A 16993-nucleotide genomic window follows, 5' to 3' on the forward strand; every position below is an offset into this window, starting at 1 on the left:
GCAGCTTGAAGGATGATGTGTATACACCAACACACCAGGCTTATTCCTGTGGAGTTATTATGAGCGATAAAATTATTCACCTGACTGACGACAGTTTTGACACGGATGTACTCAAAGCGGACGGAGCTATCCTCGTTGATTTCTGGGCAGAGTGGTGCGGTCCGTGCAAAATGATCGCTCCGATTCTGGATGAAATCGCTGACGAATATCAGGGCAAATTGACGGTTGCTAAACTGAATATTGACCAAAACCCAGGCACCGCGCCGAAGTATGGTATCCGTGGCATCCCGACCCTGCTGCTGTTTAAAAACGGCGAAGTTGCGGCGACGAAAGTCGGCGCGCTGTCCAAAGGTCAGTTGAAAGAGTTCCTCGACGCCAACCTGGCGTAAGGAAGTATCATGATCGGGCGCCCATACTCCAAAATGATTCGGATGACTGGACGCCCGACTTGAGTCGTGCTAAGTTAGTGTTGACTTCGTATTAAACATACCTTATTAAGTTTGAATCTTGTTTTATCCACTGCTTCCCGTTGTTTCTCGTGCGAGAAGTGGACAGATTCCTGGCTTGTCACTCAATCCGTCTTGTCGTTTCAGTTCTGCGTACTTTCCTGTGACCAGACAGCGAACAGACATGAGTCGAAGGCCGTAAACAGGCATGGATGACCCTGCCATACCATTCACAACATTAAGTTCGAGATTTACCCCAAGTTTAAGAACTCACACCATTATGAATCTTACCGAATTAAAGAATACGCCGGTTTCTGAGCTGATCACTCTCGGCGAAAATATGGGTCTGGAAAACCTGGCTCGTATGCGCAAGCAGGACATTATTTTTGCCATCCTGAAGCAGCACGCAAAGAGTGGCGAAGATATCTTTGGTGACGGTGTGCTGGAGATATTGCAGGATGGATTTGGTTTCCTCCGCTCTGCAGACAGCTCCTACCTCGCCGGTCCTGATGACATCTACGTTTCTCCCAGCCAAATCCGCCGTTTCAACCTCCGCACTGGTGATACCATCTCCGGTAAGATTCGCCCGCCGAAAGAAGGTGAACGCTATTTTGCGCTGTTGAAAGTTAACGAAGTTAACTACGACAAACCGGAAAACGCCCGTAATAAAATTCTCTTTGAGAACTTAACGCCGCTGCACGCAAACTCTCGTCTGCGTATGGAGCGTGGTAACGGTTCTACTGAGGACTTAACGGCTCGCGTACTGGATCTGGCTTCTCCGATTGGCCGTGGCCAACGTGGTCTGATTGTGGCACCGCCGAAAGCGGGTAAAACCATGCTGTTGCAGAACATCGCACAGAGCATTGCCTACAATCACCCAGACTGCGTGCTGATGGTTCTGTTGATTGATGAACGCCCGGAAGAAGTGACCGAGATGCAGCGTCTGGTGAAAGGTGAAGTAGTTGCTTCTACCTTTGACGAACCGGCATCCCGTCACGTTCAGGTTGCTGAAATGGTTATCGAGAAAGCGAAACGTCTGGTTGAACACAAGAAAGACGTTATCATCCTGCTCGACTCCATCACTCGTCTGGCGCGTGCATACAACACCGTGGTTCCTGCTTCCGGTAAAGTGCTGACGGGTGGTGTGGATGCTAACGCTCTGCACCGTCCGAAGCGTTTCTTCGGTGCCGCGCGTAATGTGGAAGAAGGCGGTAGCCTGACCATCATTGCAACCGCGCTTATCGATACCGGCTCTAAAATGGATGAAGTTATCTACGAAGAGTTTAAAGGCACCGGTAACATGGAACTGCATCTCTCGCGTAAAATTGCTGAAAAACGCGTCTTCCCGGCTATCGACTACAACCGTTCTGGTACCCGTAAAGAAGAACTGCTCACGACTCAGGAAGAGCTGCAGAAAATGTGGATCCTGCGCAAAATTATCCATCCGATGGGTGAAATTGATGCGATGGAATTCCTCATTAATAAGCTGGCGATGACCAAGACCAATGACGACTTCTTCGATATGATGAAACGTTCGTAACTCTGGCATCATCCGAAAACGCCACGTTTTTACGTGGCGTTTTGCTTTTGCGATTCATCCTAATGTCTGGTCGGATAAACTAGTCATTATTGTCGGCGTCGAAGAGATGTCACAATGTGCGGCATGAACGACAAGAGGTCAGAAGTGTAATGTTTTAGTTGGTCTCTTCAAGGAGACCTCGTAACGCATTATACTTTAAGGAAATGATATATGCTGAGAGCACATACACTGTGAATTTACTCGCTGCTTTATCTGAGCTAATCAGTATTTTCTTATTCACTACCATTTTTATTTTTTTTGCGCGAAAAGTAGCCATAAAAATAGGTTTAGTGGATAAGCCTAATTTCCGCAAACGACACCAGGGGATCATTCCTTTAGTTGGTGGGATTTCTGTGTTTGCAGGAATTAATTTTATGTTTGGCCTCTCGGATTATTACATCCCGCATGCCTCGTTATACCTCTTTTGTGCTGGTGTGCTGGTGTTGATTGGCGCACTTGACGACCGTTTTGACATAAGCGTAAAGATACGAGCCGTTGTTCAGGCTGCGATTGCTATTGTTATGATGGTAAAAGGAAATCTTTATTTGAGTAGCCTGGGATATATCTTTGGTTCCTGGGAGTTGATACTCGGTCCCTTTGGTTATTTCCTCACCCTTTTTGCCGTTTGGGCAGCAATTAACGCCTTTAATATGGTAGATGGCATAGATGGATTATTAGGCGGATTGTCGAGCGTCTCATTCGCAGCGATGGGATTTATTCTGTGGTTTGATGGTCAGACTAGCCTGGCTATCTGGTGCTTTGCCATGATCGCCGCAATTCTACCTTATATCCTGCTGAACCTCGGTATTCTTGGACGCCGTTATAAAGTCTTTATGGGCGATGCTGGTAGCACGCTGATTGGTTTTACCGTTATTTGGATCCTGCTGGAAACTACGCAGGGTAAAACGCATCCTATCAGCCCGGTTACCGCACTGTGGATTATCGCCATTCCGTTGATGGATATGGTGGCAATCATGTACCGTCGTTTGCGTAAAGGCATGAGTCCTTTCTCTGCTGATCGCCAGCACATTCATCATTTGGTGATGCGTGCGGGGTTTACTTCACGACAGGCATTTGTTCTGATTACGCTGGCCGCCGCGATTCTGGCCTCCATCGGTGTGCTGGCTGAATATTTTCGTTTGGTCCCTGAATGGGGCATGCTGGTGCTCTTTTTACTGGCATTTGGCCTTTATGGTTATTGCATTAAGCGAGCCTGGAAGGTGGCGAGATTTATCAAACGAGTGAAGCGCAGATTGCGAAGAATCCGTGAAAGCAAACCAAACTTAACCAAGTGAACTGAGGATGCGATGACACAACCATTACCGGGGGAAGACGCCGTGAGCGCTGAAAATGAACTGGATATTCGTGGCTTGTTTCGTACCTTGTGGGCAGGAAAGGTGTGGATTGTCGGTATAGCTCTCGCCTTTGCGCTCATTGCGCTCGCCTATACTTTTTTTGCCCGCCAGGAGTGGAGTGCAACGGCCATTTCGGATAAGCCTACGGTTAATATGTTGGGCGGATATTATTCCCAACAACAGTTTTTGCGTAATCTGGATATTAAGGCCAGCCTCGCGTCAACGGATCAACCGTCGGTAATGGATGAGGCCTATAAAGAATTTGTCATGCAACTTGCTTCCTGGGATACGCGCCGCGATTTCTGGCTGCAGACCGATTATTACAAGCAACGTATGGTCGGTAACAGTAAAGCCGACGCGGCAATGCTGGATGAACTGATTAATAACATTCAGTTTATGGCTGGCGATGCAGCGCGTAATACCAATGACAGCGTGAAGCTGATTGCGGAAACGGCTCCTGACGCCAATAACCTGCTACGCCAGTATGTGGCGTTTGCCAGCCAGCGTGCGGCGGGTCATCTGAACGATGAGTTAAAAGGGGCGTGGGCTGCGCGCACTGTGCAAATGAAGGCGCAGGTTAAACGTCAGGAAGAAGTGGCAAAAGCTATTTTCTCTCGCGGTGTTCATAATATTGAGCAGGCGCTTAAAATTGCAGAACAAAATAACATTTCTCGCACATCAACCGATGTCCCTGCTGATGAATTACCTGATTCTGAACTGTTTTTACTCGGACGCCCGATGCTGCAGGCGCGACTCGAAAACCTGCAGGCTGTTGGCCCGGACTTCGATCTGGACTATTTTCAAAATCGGGCCATGCTGAACACGCTGAACGTGGGGCCAACTCTGGATTCGCGTTTTCAGACCTATCGTTATTTGCGAACGCCGGAAGAACCGGTAAAACGTGATAGCCCACGTCGTGCCTTCCTGATGATTATGTGGGGCATCGTTGGGGCTCTGATCGGTGCCGGTGTCGCGTTAACCCGTCGTCGCTCGATTTAGCAACTCCGTTGCAGTGAGGGGCTGGGCCCTCACTGCCAATCCTAAGAGAATCGATGTGAAAGTACTGACTGTATTTGGCACGCGACCAGAGGCTATTAAAATGGCACCTCTGGTTCATGCGCTGGCAAAAGATCCTGATTTTGAAGCGAAAGTTTGCGTCACTGCGCAGCATCGGGAGATGCTCGATCAGGTGTTAAACCTCTTTTCTATTGTACCTGACTACGATCTCAATATTATGCAGCCAGGCCAGGGACTCACAGAAATTACCTGCCGAATCCTGGAAGGATTAAAACCCATTCTGGCTGAGTTCAAACCCGATGTCGTATTGGTGCACGGTGATACCACAACGACAATAGCCACCAGTCTGGCCGCCTTTTACCAGCGTATTCCGGTGGGGCATGTTGAGGCTGGATTGCGAACTGGCGATCTCTACTCACCCTGGCCGGAAGAGGCAAACCGCACGCTGACAGGGCGTCTGGCAATGTATCATTTTGCTCCAACCGAAAATTCACGCCAAAATCTATTACGCGAAACAATTCCTGATGACCGTATTTTTGTCACGGGCAATACGGTTATTGATGCATTGATCTGGGTTCGGGATCGCGTACTCGAGAATGAAACGCTGCGCGCTGAACTGGCTGAACACTATCCTTTCCTTCGTTCTGATAAAAAGATGATCCTGGTGACCGGTCATCGTCGGGAAAGCTTCGGTCGCGGTTTTGAGCAAATTTGCCATGCGCTGGCGGAAATTGCTGCAGCAAATCAGAATGTGCAAATTGTCTATCCGGTACACCTGAACCCTAATGTCAGCGAGCCGGTTAATCGTATCCTGGGCCACGTTGAAAACGTGATTCTGATTGAACCTCAGGACTACTTGCCGTTCGTCTGGTTGATGAACCATGCCTGGCTGATCCTTACCGATTCCGGCGGGATTCAGGAAGAAGCCCCCTCTCTGGGCAAACCTGTGCTGGTGATGCGTGAAACGACTGAACGCCCGGAGGCCATCACTGCAGGTACTGTTCGTCTGGTGGGAACAGACTCGCAGAGAATTGTGGAAGAAGTCACCCGTTTGCTGCATGACGAAAATGAATATCAGACCATGAGCCGCGCCCATAATCCGTATGGTGACGGGCAGGCGTGTGGCCGCATTTTACACGCGTTAAAAAATAATCGGATATCGCTATGAGTTTTACGACCATTTCTGTCATCGGGCTGGGTTATATCGGGCTGCCAACGGCAGCCGCCTTTGCTTCCCGTCAAAAACATGTCATTGGCGTAGATGTAAATCAACATGCGGTAGATACCATTAACCGTGGTGAAATCCATATTGTTGAACCGGATCTGGGTATCGCGGTGAAAACAGCAGTCGAAGATGGATATCTTCGCGCTACCACAACACCCGTAGAAGCTGATGCGTATTTAATTGCCGTACCAACACCGTTTAAAGGGGAACATGAACCCGATATGGTGTACGTCGAGGCTGCCGCGAAGTCTCTTGCACCAGTGCTAAAAAAAGGGGCATTGGTGATCCTCGAATCGACTTCACCTGTAGGATCAACGGAACAGATGGCTGCGTGGCTTGCAGAAATGCGGCCCGACCTGACTTTTCCACAGCAGGTAGGGGAACAGGCAGACGTAAATATTGCGTACTGTCCAGAACGTGTTCTGCCAGGCCAGGTGATGGTTGAGCTAATTAAAAACGATCGCGTGATTGGCGGGATGACCCCCGTCTGTTCCGCGCGTGCCAGCGAGCTGTACAACATCTTCCTTGAAGGTGAGTGTGTGGTGACCAATTCCCGTACGGCGGAAATGTGCAAGCTGACTGAGAATAGCTTCCGCGATGTCAATATTGCTTTTGCCAATGAACTGTCACTGATTTGTGCCGATCAGGGGATTAACGTCTGGGAACTGATCCGTCTGGCGAACCGCCATCCACGCGTGAATATTCTGCAGCCTGGACCGGGGGTTGGTGGGCACTGTATTGCGGTCGATCCGTGGTTTATCGTGGCACAGAACCCAGAGCAGGCGAAATTAATCCGCATCGCGCGTGAAGTGAATGATGGCAAACCTCACTGGGTCGTTGATCGGGTAAAAGCCGCCGTGGCGGACTGCCTCACGGAGAGTAACAAACGTGCCAGCGAAGTGAAAATTGCCTGTTTTGGTCTGGCATTTAAACCGAATATCGACGATTTACGTGAAAGCCCGGCGATGGGAATTGCGCAAAGTATTGCGCATTGGCATAGCGGCGAAACGTTGGTGGTGGAACCGAATATTCATCAATTGCCGAAAAAACTGGATGGTCTTTGCACGCTGGCGAAACTGGATGATGCGCTGACAAGCGCAGATGTGCTGGTAATGCTGGTTGACCATAATGAATTTAAAGCCATTAAGGGCGATGCGGTTCAACAGCAGTATGTGGTTGATACCAAGGGAGTCTGGCGGTGACAATCCGTGCCAGTATTGAGCCCCTTATCTGGGAAAATACGTTCTTTGGCGTTAATAGCGCCATTGTACGTTTTGACCCGCACGGGGCGGTCCTGACTGCGGAAGCATTGCAGTCCTGGGGACGGGTACAGGCAAAAATTCCCGCCGCGAACACTCACGAATTAGACGTTTTGCAGCAACTGGGTTTCTCGCTGGTAGAAGGCGAAGTGGATTTTGTGTTGCCGGTAACGCGCGTCTGCGATAATTCCGGCGTGCAGGTGGCGCAACCCGCAGATATCCCGGCACTACGCCAGCTCGCGAGCCAGGCGTTCGCACAAAGCCGCTTTCGTGCTCCATGGTATGCGCCGGATGCCAGCGCCCGTTTCTACGCGCAGTGGATTGAAAATGCGGTGTTGGGCACATTCGATCATCAATGCCTCGTTTTTCGCACAGCGACAGACGAGATCCGCGGGTATGTCTCGCTGCGTGAGCTGAATAACACTGACGTGCGAATTGGCCTGTTGGCAGGTCGCGGTGTGGGTGCAGAATTAATGCAGGCGGCGCTTTTCTGGGCGCAGGCTCGCGGTAAAACAACATTGCGGGTGGCGACCCAGATGGGCAACACCGCCGCGCTTAAACGTTATATACAGAGTGGTGCGAATGTGGAAAGCACCGCGTACTGGTTATACAGGTGACAAAATGATTCCATTTAACGCACCGCCGGTGGTGGGAACCGAGCTTGAGTATATGCAGTCTGCGATGAGCAGCGGCAAACTGTGTGGCGATGGCGGTTTTACCCGTCGTTGCCAGCAGTGGCTGGAACAGCATTTTGGCAGTGAGAAAGTGCTGCTGACGCCGTCCTGTACTGCATCACTTGAGATGGCAGCATTGTTGCTGGATATCCAGCCTGGTGATGAAGTTATCATGCCAAGCTACACCTTCGTCTCCACCGCTAATGCCTTCGTGTTGCGCGGGGCAAAAATCGTCTTTGTTGATGTCCGACCAGATACCATGAACATTGACGAAACGCTGATTGAAGCGGCGATCACCGACAAAACCCGCGCTATCGTACCGGTGCATTACGCGGGCGTCGCCTGCGAAATGGATACTATTATGGCGCTGGCGACACGGTACAATCTGTTTGTAGTGGAGGATGCTGCACAGGGCGTAATGTCTACCTACAAGGGACGTGCGCTGGGAACGATTGGTCACATTGGGTGTTTCAGCTTCCACGAAACCAAAAACTACACCGCGGGTGGTGAAGGTGGCGCAACGCTGATTAACGACCGTAAATTAATCGAACGTGCTGAGATCATCCGTGAAAAAGGCACCAACCGCAGTCAGTTTTTCCGCGGCCAGGTGGATAAATATACCTGGCGTGATATCGGCTCCAGCTATCTGATGTCCGATCTGCAGGCTGCCTATCTGTGGGCGCAACTGGAAGTGGCCGATCGTATCAATCAGCAGCGTCTGGCATTGTGGCAAAACTACTACGATGCACTTGAGCCGCTGGCGAAAGCCGGGCGGATTGACCTGCCTTCCATACCGGATGGTTGCGTGCAAAACGCCCATATGTTTTACATCAAGCTGCGTGATATTGATGATCGCACGGCGTTAATTAACTTCCTCAAAGAAGCCGAAATTATGGCGGTATTCCATTATATCCCGCTGCATGATTGCCCGGCTGGCGATAAATTTGGTGAGTTCGCGGGTGTCGATCGTTACACCACCAAAGAAAGCGAGCGCCTGCTACGCCTGCCGCTGTTTTACAATCTGTCGCCGGTGAACCAGCGCACAGTAATTACGACCCTGTTGAACTACTTCGCCTGAGATGTCGCTTGCTAAAGCGTCCCTTTGGACGGCAGCCAGTACGCTGGTAAAAATCGGTGCAGGCTTGTTGGTGGTAAAACTGCTGGCGGTGTCGTTTGGCCCTGCGGGAGTCGGGCAGGCGGGTAACTTTCGTCAGATGGTCACTGTGCTGGGCGTGCTGGCAGGAGCCGGAATTTTCAACGGTGTCACAAAGTATGTGGCACAGCATCATGATGATCCGGTGCGGCTACGCAACGTGGTTGGCACATCTTCCGCCATGGTGTTGGGATTCTCCACACTGATGGCCGTGATCTTTTTGTTGGCGGCTGCGCCCATAAGCCAGGGTTTGTTTGGTCATACGCATTACCAGGGGCTGGTGCGTCTGGTTGCGCTGGTACAGATGGGTATTGCCTGGGCGAATCTCTTACTGGCGTTAATGAAAGGCTTCCGTGATGCCGCAGGCAATGCACTGTCGCTGATCGTTGGCAGTCTGGTCGGTGTGGTGGCTTATTATGGCTGCTATCGACTGGGGGGCTATGAAGGTGCTTTGCTGGGCCTGGCGCTGGTGCCTGCGCTGGTGGTTGTGCCAGCCAGTTTTATGCTGATCAAGCGTGGAACCATTCCACTGCACTACCTGAAACCTTCATGGGATAACAGTCTGGCAGGGCAGTTAAGCAAGTTTACGCTGATGGCGCTGATCACCTCTGTGACGCTGCCAGTGGCATATGTAATGATGCGAAACCTTCTGGCTGCGCATTACAGCTGGGATGATGTTGGGATCTGGCAAGGGGTAAGCAGTATCTCCGATGCCTATCTGCAATTTATCACCGCCTCATTCAGCGTTTATTTGCTGCCGACGTTGTCGCGCCTGAGCGAAAAGCGTGACATTACGCGTGAAGTGGTGAAGTCGCTGAAGTTTGTGTTACCGGCGGTTGCCGCCGCGAGTTTTACCGTTTGGTTACTGCGTGATTTTGCTATCTGGCTGCTCTTTTCCGCTAAATTTACTGCCATGCGAGACCTGTTTGCCTGGCAACTGGTGGGCGATGTACTGAAGGTCGGTGCTTACGTTTTCGGGTATCTGGTGATCGCGAAGGCGTCGCTGCGGTTTTATATTTTGGCTGAAATTAGCCAGTTCATTTTGTTGACGGCATTTGCCCACTGGCTGATCCCCGCGCATGGCGCTCTGGGGGCAGCGCAGGCTTATATGGCAACCTATGTGGTCTATTTTTCTCTTTGCTGTGGCGTATTTTTACTCTGGTGTAGGCGGGCATGACAGTACTGGTTCACGTTCTGGGATCGGATATCCCTCACCATAATCAAACCGTACTGCGGTTTTTTAATGATTCGCTGGCCGCGACGAGCGAGCACGCGCGCGTATTTATGGTTGCAGGTCAGGATGCGGGATTCAGTGCAAGCTGCCCGGCGTTATCGCTGAGCTTCTATGGCGGAAAAAAGGCACTGGCGGAAGCGGTAATCGCGAAAGCGAAAGCAGATCGCCAGCAGCGTTTCTTCTTCCATGGTCAGTTCAACACCAGCCTGTGGCTGGCGCTGTTGAGCGGAGGAATTAAACCAGAGCAGTTTTACTGGCATATCTGGGGCGCAGATTTGTATGAAGTCTCCAGTGGGCTGAAATTCCGCCTGTTTTATCCGATTCGCCGCATGGCGCAAAACCGTGTGGGCTGCGTGTTTGCCACTCGAGGTGATTTGAGCTATTTCGCACAGCAGCATCCCCGTGTGCGCGGTGAACTGCTCTATTTCCCTACGCGTATGGATCCGTCGCTGAATAATATGGGCAGCGAGTGCGAACGCAGCGGGAAAATGACGATTCTTGTAGGTAATTCTGGCGATCGCAGCAATGAACATATCGCAGCGTTACGCGCCGTACATCAGCAGTTCGGTGATACGGTGAACGTGATTGTGCCAATGGGCTATCCGGCTAATAACGGGGCGTATATTGATGAAGTACGCCAGGCTGGCCAGGAATTATTTAGTGCAGGAAATCTGCAAATTCTAAGTGAAAAACTGGAATTTGATGCCTATCTGGCATTACTGCGTCAGTGCGATCTCGGTTACTTTATTTTTGCACGCCAGCAAGGGATTGGTACATTGTGTTTGCTGATCCAGGCCGGTATTCCGTGCGTGCTAAACCGCGAAAACCCTTTCTGGCAGGATATGGCAGAGCAGCACCTCCCGGTACTGTTTACCACCGATGAACTCAATGCCGATGTTGTGCGTGAAGCGCAGCGTCAGTTGGCCTCGGTTGATAAAAGCACGATTACCTTTTTTAGCCCGAATTACCTGCAACCGTGGCATAACGCGCTGAGCATTGCCTCCGGAGAAACCCTATGAGTCTGATGCAATTCAGCGGTCTGCTGGTAGTATGGCTACTCTCTACCTTATTTATCGCTACGCTGACCTGGTTTGAGTTTCGGCGTGTGCGCTTTAACTTCAATGTGTTCTTCTCATTGCTGTTTTTGCTGACGTTTTTCTTCGGATTTCCCCTGACCAGCGTACTGGTGTTCCGTTTCGACGTCGCGGTCGCCCCACCGGAAATTCTGTTACAGGCACTGCTTTCCGCCGCCTGTTTCTATGCCGTCTACTACGTGACCTATAAAACGCGTTTACGTAAGCGAATACCGGAAAAGTCACGCAAACCGCTGTTTACCATCAACCGCGTTGAGGCCCATCTGACATGGATTATCCTGATGGCGATTGCGCTGGTGAGTGTAGGCATTTTCTTTATGCACAACGGTTTCCTGTTATTCAGATTGCAGTCCTATAGCCAGATCTTCTCCAGTGAAGTTTCTGGTGTGGCCCTGAAACGCTTCTTCTACTTCTTCATTCCGGCAATGCTGGTGGTGTATTTCCTGCGCCAGGATAGTAAAGCGTGGCTGTTCTTCCTGGTGAGCACCGTCGCGTTTGGTCTTCTGACTTATATGATTGTTGGCGGCACGCGCGCCAATATCATTATCGCGTTTGCCATCTTCTTGTTTATCGGCATTATTCGCGGCTGGATTTCACTGTGGATGCTGGCTGCGGCCGGTGTGCTGGGAATTGTCGGCATGTTCTGGCTGGCATTGAAGCGCTACGGGATGAACGTGAGCGGCGATGAGGCATTCTATACTTTCCTGTATCTCACGAGGGATACCTTCTCACCGTGGGAGAATCTGGCGCTGTTACTGCAGAATTACCACAATATTGAGTTCCAGGGACTGGCACCGATTGTCCGTGATTTCTACGTTTTTATTCCCTCCTGGCTGTGGCCTGGACGGCCGAGTATCGTACTCAACTCTGCGAACTATTTTACCTGGGAAGTGCTGAACAACCACTCGGGCCTGGCTATCTCTCCAACGTTGATTGGTTCGCTGGTGGTTATGGGGGGAGCGTTGTTTATCCCGTTAGGCGCGATCGTGGTCGGGTTGATAATCAAATGGTTCGACTGGCTGTATGAGTTAGGCAATCAGGAAAAAAACCGTTATAAGGCGGCGATTTTGCACAGCTTCTGTTTTGGTGCCATTTTCAATATGATCGTTTTGGCACGAGAAGGGTTGGATTCGTTTGTCTCGCGAGTGGTCTTTTTCCTCGTGATTTTTGGTGTCTGTTTGCTGGTAGCAAAATTATTGTTCTGGCTGTTTGATAGTGCAGGACTTGTCCATAGACGAATAAAGACGCTGCCCCGGACACAGGTTGAAGGATCGTAATGACAGATAATACAACTGCGCCGCTATATTCGCTGCGCGGATTAAAACTTATTGGCTGGCGTGATATGCAGCATGCGCTGAATTACCTGTTTGCTGAGGGGCATCTCAGACAGGGGACGCTGGTGGCTATTAACGCCGAGAAAATGCTAACGGCGGAAGATAACCCCGAGGTTCGGGCTTTGATTGATGCCGCCGAGTTCAAGTATGCAGATGGAATTAGCGTGGTGCGTTCCGTGCGTAAAAAATACCCACAAGCACAGGTTTCACGCGTGGCCGGAGCCGATCTCTGGGAAGCCTTGATGGCGCGCGCTGGGCGGGAGAGCACACCCGTATTCCTGGTTGGTGGTAAGCCAGAGGTACTGGCGCAAACAGAAGCAAAACTGCGAGCACAGTGGCGCGTCAATATTGTTGGTAGCCAGGACGGATATTTCACGCCAGAGCAGCGGCAGGCATTGTTTGAACGTATTCATGCCAGCGGTGCGCAGATTGTTACGGTGGCAATGGGTTCGCCTAAACAAGAGATTTTTATGCGCGATTGCCGCTTGGTACATCCGAATGCGCTGTATATGGGGGTGGGTGGCACCTATGATGTGTTTACCGGACACGTAAAGCGAGCGCCTAAATTCTGGCAGAATTTGGGGCTGGAGTGGCTGTACCGCTTACTGTCACAGCCGAGCCGTATTACCCGTCAACTTCGTTTATTGCGCTATCTCCGCTGGCACTATACCGGCAATCTCTAACATTTTCTCTCCTCTGATAAGTAGTGTGTTCTGCTAAATGCGCTACTTATTCACAACATAATCGCTGCTTTCTCGCACAATCTATTTATTTTTTGAATGCTTTAATTGCCATTTAGACGATTTTAAGAAACCATTCGCAACAATCATTTCAGTGTCGTGGTGTTTTTGGCGCCAACCGTAAAGCGGTCGGCGCTGGATGGCCTGTTATGGCATAAGAAGATGTACCCATAACGATAACCGGTAATACCGGAAACAATACAAACACAACAAGAGGATTTATGGCAGAGAACAAACCAGAGCTACAGCGTGGGCTGGAGGCTCGTCATATCGAATTGATTGCCCTTGGGGGCACCATTGGCGTCGGATTGTTTATGGGCGCCGCCAGTACCCTGAAATGGGCGGGGCCATCGGTCCTGTTGGCGTATATCGTTGCCGGACTATTTGTCTTCTTTATCATGCGTTCCATGGGCGAGATGTTGTTCCTGGAGCCGGTTGCCGGTTCGTTCGCCGTTTACGCTCACCGCTATATGAGCCCTTTCTTTGGTTATCTCACCGCCTGGTCATACTGGTTTATGTGGATGGCTGTGGGGATCTCGGAGATTACCGCCATTGGGGTCTACGTGCAGTTCTGGTTCCCGGAAATGGCGCAGTGGATACCCGCGTTGATTGCCGTAGGCCTGGTGGCGCTGGCAAATCTGGCTGCGGTTCGCCTGTATGGTGAAATTGAATTCTGGTTTGCCATGATCAAAGTGACAACCATCATTGTGATGATTGTTATAGGAGTGGGTGTCATTTTCTTCGGCTTTGGTAATGGTGGTCAGGCGATTGGCTTCAGCAACCTGACTGAACACGGCGGCTTCTTTGCCGGCGGCTGGAAAGGCTTTCTGACTGCATTGTGTATTGTGGTGGCCTCCTACCAGGGCGTGGAGCTAATCGGTATCACGGCGGGCGAAGCCAAAAATCCACAGGTCACGTTGCGTAGCGCGGTAGGTAAGGTGCTGTGGCGTATCCTGATTTTCTATGTAGGCGCGATCTTCGTTATCGTCACCATCTTCCCGTGGAATGAGATCGGTAGCAACGGTAGTCCGTTTGTTCTCACGTTTGCCAAAATTGGTATTACCGCTGCGGCCGGGATTATCAACTTTGTGGTCCTGACGGCAGCGCTTTCTGGTTGCAACAGTGGGATGTATAGCTGCGGCCGCATGCTCTACGCCCTGGCGAAGAATCGTCAGTTGCCTGCGGTTGTCGGAAAAGTCTCTCGTCATGGCGTGCCAGTTGCCGGCGTTGCGATTTCTATCGCCATCTTGCTGATTGGCTCATGCCTGAACTACATCATTCCGAATCCGCAGCGCGTATTTGTCTATGTCTATAGCGCCAGCGTGTTGCCGGGCATGGTGCCGTGGTTTGTGATCCTGATAAGCCAGCTGCGTTTTCGCAAAGCGCACAAAGACGCGATTGCCAGCCATCCCTTCCGTTCCATTTTGTTCCCGTGGGCGAATTATTTGACGATGGCGTTCCTGGTTTGCGTATTAATCGGTATGTACTTTAATGAAGATACCCGTATGTCGCTTTTTGTCGGTATCGCCTTCCTGCTGGGTGTGACGCTCATTTATAAGGTTTTTGGCCTGAATCGTCATGGTGTGGCCCAAAAACTGGAGGAATAAGCGACAAAACGCACAAAGCATGACCAAACGATAATTTATTTTAAAAAAGCACTAGACAGCAGACCGAGACCTCCGTAATATCCAGCCCCGCAACGGCGCTAAGCGCCCGTAGCTCAGCTGGATAGAGCGCTGCCCTCCGGAGGCAGAGGTCTCAGGTTCGAATCCTGTCGGGCGCACCATTTAGTAAGGTGCCGGAGCTGCGGTGGTTTTAATACCGCGTAAAAGATTTGCAGTGGTGGCTATAGCTCAGTTGGTAGAGCCCTGGATTGTGATTCCAGTTGTCGTGGGTTCGAATCCCATTAGCCACCCCATTAATTTAAAGTTGTGAAATGCGAAGGTGGCGGAATTGGTAGACGCGCTAGCTTCAGGTGTTAGTGTTCTTACGGACGTGGGGGTTCAAGTCCCCCCCCTCGCACCACGACTTAAAGAATTGAACTAAAAATTCAAAAAGCAGTAAAACGGCGAGTAGCGCAGCTTGGTAGCGCAACTGGTTTGGGACCAGTGGGTCGGAGGTTCGAATCCTCTCTCGCCGACCAATTTTGAACCCCGCTTCGGCGGGGTTTTTTGTTTTCTGATTTCCCTTTCTCTCTGCTCTTGTGCCAGTCAATACCGGCGTTACGCCACCAATCTGACCTGAATTACCTGATGTCCTAAAAATCCCGAAGACCTGGTTTTTGCAGTGCAATCATGCCATGTGTTGTGCGATAATATTTGGGTAGATGCTCATTCCATCTCTTATGTTCGCCATCAGGCCTCATAAACTCAGGAATGACGCAGAGCCGTTTACGGTGCTTATCGTCCACTGACAGATGTCGCTTAGCCTCATCGAACACCATGGACATAACGTTGAGTGAAGCACCCATTTATGTTGTCATACAGACCTGTTTAACGCCTGCTCTTAACCGAGCGGGCGTTTTTTTATGCATACACTTCACTCTTCAGACGCCTCTTTATTGGCGGCGTCCTCTCACCCTGCTACTTACTTATGTAAGTGCTCTGAGTTTGTCTCAATGTGTTTCGAATGATTCTGTGTATTGGTGTAAGCCCGGTAAGCATTTCGCTACCGGGCTTAAAGGATTACTGCGGGGGATTGTTCTGTAGTGTCAGCATTAAGCCATCACGGCGCATGGTAGCGGCCTCTTCCGGCTGATGCAGTCTGTCCAGCGCATCAGCAAGCCACGCGTAGTCGTATGCATCCGGGCGTTGTTTGAGCGCCGCACGGAAGGCGAGAGTGGCTTCCTGCCATTCGCCGTGCTTCATCAACGACTGACCAAGCGTACTCCACAACAGCGGACGATCGCCCACGGCTTTAATCTGCTGGCGCAGAACTTTTTCAATCTGCTCTGGGTTGTTTGTTTTCAGACGCGGGATTGGCAGCACCAGACGGTCATCATACTGACGTTTCAGGCCGTCGATGATGATCTGTTGTGCTGTATCGTGATCGTCGCACTCAATCAGATGTTCCGCCATTGCCACCTGCAGAGCGATCTGATGACGGGTCTTACGGTTTTGATTTTTCCACCAGGCACGTAGCCCCTCACTGCCCTGATCGGCACGAACCTGATCCATCAGGCCAACCCATGCCTGCTGTTCCAGCATGGCGCGGTGCTCTTCATCACCAACGTGCGTTTTTGCCATGGATGGAATGATATCCAGCAGGGAACTCCATGCGCCAGTGCGAATGTAAGCCTGCTCAGCCAGACGCAATACTTCCGGGTGACGTGGAGTCACCTCCAGCAGTTTATCTACACTATGGCGCGCGGCGTGATTTTCATTCCGGGCCAGTTGCAGGCGAACGCGAGCGATCTCTACCGGAATCGTGTCATTTCCGGCGAGCTCGGCTGCGCGCTCAAGGTGTTGATTGGCCCGAGCCTCGTCACCACGTTGTTGAGCCGCTTCTGCCGCCAGAAGGTAATTCACCACCGGCTGTTCTGCGTGATCGGCATTTTTCGACATCAGTTTTTCGACTTGCTGATAATCGCCTTCTGCCAGCTTGAGCAGCGCCTGTTCGGTCTGTTTGCGGGCGCGGCGGCGCTTGCGACCGACGAACCAGCCACGCGTGTGTGCGCCGGTACGGAAAATACGACGCAGCAACCACTCAATCGCAAACAGGACCACCATGGTGACGATCAGAATGATCACCAGGCCAGTTACGCTGGTCTCGATGTTGTAGTTATCCGTCTGGATCAGTACGTAGCCTTGATGACCGGCAATCATCGGACCGATGACGATCCCGGCGATCAACAGCACAAAGAGCAATAATACTTTTAGCATCG

At 51.0% G+C, this 16993-nt stretch carries 15 protein-coding genes and 4 tRNA genes; 18 read left to right on the forward strand and 1 reads right to left on the reverse strand.

What is annotated here, in order from left to right; all coding sequences use genetic code 11:
* Positions 1 to 59 precede the first annotated feature (59 nt).
* The 18 genes from trxA (at position 60) to AACS05_RS23890 (ending at position 15253) form a co-directional block, all read left to right on the forward strand.
* Positions 60 to 389, forward strand: a complete 330-nt coding sequence (trxA, locus tag AACS05_RS23805; protein ID WP_001280776.1) for a thioredoxin TrxA — start codon at positions 60 to 62, stop codon at positions 387 to 389.
* Between the two features lie 130 nt (positions 390 to 519).
* On the forward strand, positions 520 to 648 hold the full coding sequence (locus tag AACS05_RS23810) for a rho operon leader peptide (protein ID WP_071829085.1): 129 nt from the start codon (positions 520 to 522) through the stop codon (positions 646 to 648).
* Between the two features lie 78 nt (positions 649 to 726).
* Entirely contained in the window at positions 727 to 1986 is a 1260-nt protein-coding gene (gene rho, locus AACS05_RS23815; RefSeq protein ID WP_002437993.1) for a transcription termination factor Rho, read from the forward strand.
* A gap of 203 nt (positions 1987 to 2189) precedes the next feature.
* The gene (gene wecA / locus AACS05_RS23820) at positions 2190 to 3320 is read left to right on the forward strand and encodes a UDP-N-acetylglucosamine--undecaprenyl-phosphate N-acetylglucosaminephosphotransferase (RefSeq protein WP_404842385.1); all 1131 of its coding nucleotides are present in this window, start codon (positions 2190 to 2192) and stop codon (positions 3318 to 3320) included.
* 12 nt (positions 3321 to 3332) lie between these two features.
* On the forward strand, positions 3333 to 4379 hold the full coding sequence (wzzE, locus tag AACS05_RS23825; RefSeq protein ID WP_045449067.1) for an ECA polysaccharide chain length modulation protein: 1047 nt from the start codon (positions 3333 to 3335) through the stop codon (positions 4377 to 4379).
* Positions 4380 to 4434: 55 nt separating this feature from the next.
* A complete protein-coding gene (gene wecB, locus AACS05_RS23830; RefSeq protein WP_045449070.1) occupies positions 4435 to 5565 on the forward strand; it encodes a non-hydrolyzing UDP-N-acetylglucosamine 2-epimerase in 1131 nt (376 codons plus the stop codon).
* Complete coding sequence (gene wecC / locus AACS05_RS23835) at positions 5562 to 6824, forward strand: UDP-N-acetyl-D-mannosamine dehydrogenase (protein WP_045449072.1); 1263 nt, start codon at positions 5562 to 5564, stop codon at positions 6822 to 6824. The genes wecB and wecC overlap by 4 nt, the downstream gene beginning before the upstream one ends.
* The gene (rffC, locus tag AACS05_RS23840; RefSeq protein ID WP_045449082.1) at positions 6821 to 7498 is read left to right on the forward strand and encodes a dTDP-4-amino-4,6-dideoxy-D-galactose acyltransferase; all 678 of its coding nucleotides are present in this window, start codon (positions 6821 to 6823) and stop codon (positions 7496 to 7498) included. Before wecC ends, rffC begins: the two co-directional genes overlap by 4 nt.
* 4 nt (positions 7499 to 7502) lie before the next feature.
* On the forward strand, positions 7503 to 8633 hold the full coding sequence (gene rffA, locus AACS05_RS23845; RefSeq protein ID WP_045449084.1) for a dTDP-4-amino-4,6-dideoxygalactose transaminase: 1131 nt from the start codon (positions 7503 to 7505) through the stop codon (positions 8631 to 8633).
* A gap of 1 nt (position 8634) precedes the next feature.
* A complete protein-coding gene (gene wzxE, locus AACS05_RS23850; protein WP_045449086.1) occupies positions 8635 to 9885 on the forward strand; it encodes a lipid III flippase WzxE in 1251 nt (416 codons plus the stop codon).
* The gene (locus tag AACS05_RS23855) at positions 9882 to 10961 is read left to right on the forward strand and encodes a TDP-N-acetylfucosamine:lipid II N-acetylfucosaminyltransferase (RefSeq protein ID WP_045449088.1); all 1080 of its coding nucleotides are present in this window, start codon (positions 9882 to 9884) and stop codon (positions 10959 to 10961) included. The genes wzxE and AACS05_RS23855 overlap by 4 nt, the downstream gene beginning before the upstream one ends.
* Positions 10958 to 12313, forward strand: a complete 1356-nt coding sequence (gene wzyE / locus AACS05_RS23860) for an ECA oligosaccharide polymerase (RefSeq protein WP_045449090.1) — start codon at positions 10958 to 10960, stop codon at positions 12311 to 12313. Before AACS05_RS23855 ends, wzyE begins: the two co-directional genes overlap by 4 nt.
* The gene (gene wecG, locus AACS05_RS23865; RefSeq protein ID WP_045449092.1) at positions 12313 to 13053 is read left to right on the forward strand and encodes a lipopolysaccharide N-acetylmannosaminouronosyltransferase; all 741 of its coding nucleotides are present in this window, start codon (positions 12313 to 12315) and stop codon (positions 13051 to 13053) included. Before wzyE ends, wecG begins: the two co-directional genes overlap by 1 nt.
* 278 nt (positions 13054 to 13331) lie before the next feature.
* On the forward strand, positions 13332 to 14717 hold the full coding sequence (gene thrP / locus AACS05_RS23870; RefSeq protein WP_045449093.1) for a bifunctional threonine/serine APC transporter ThrP: 1386 nt from the start codon (positions 13332 to 13334) through the stop codon (positions 14715 to 14717).
* Between the two features lie 102 nt (positions 14718 to 14819).
* A tRNA-Arg gene (locus tag AACS05_RS23875) sits at positions 14820 to 14896 on the forward strand.
* A 56-nt stretch (positions 14897 to 14952) separates the two neighbouring features.
* Positions 14953 to 15028 (forward strand) — tRNA-His (locus tag AACS05_RS23880).
* A 20-nt stretch (positions 15029 to 15048) separates the two neighbouring features.
* A tRNA-Leu gene (locus tag AACS05_RS23885) sits at positions 15049 to 15135 on the forward strand.
* A gap of 41 nt (positions 15136 to 15176) precedes the next feature.
* A tRNA-Pro gene (locus tag AACS05_RS23890) sits at positions 15177 to 15253 on the forward strand.
* Positions 15254 to 15794: 541 nt separating this feature from the next.
* Here the strand turns inward: AACS05_RS23890 and hemY are convergent.
* Positions 15795 to 16991, reverse strand: coding sequence for a protoheme IX biogenesis protein HemY (gene hemY / locus AACS05_RS23895; protein ID WP_045449098.1), 1197 nt, complete (start codon positions 16989 to 16991; stop codon positions 15795 to 15797).
* Positions 16992 to 16993 lie beyond the last annotated feature (2 nt).

The sequence above is a fragment of the Citrobacter sp. S-77 genome (assembly GCF_963864895.1).
GTDB classification, from domain to species: Bacteria; Pseudomonadota; Gammaproteobacteria; order Enterobacterales; family Enterobacteriaceae; genus Citrobacter; species Citrobacter murliniae.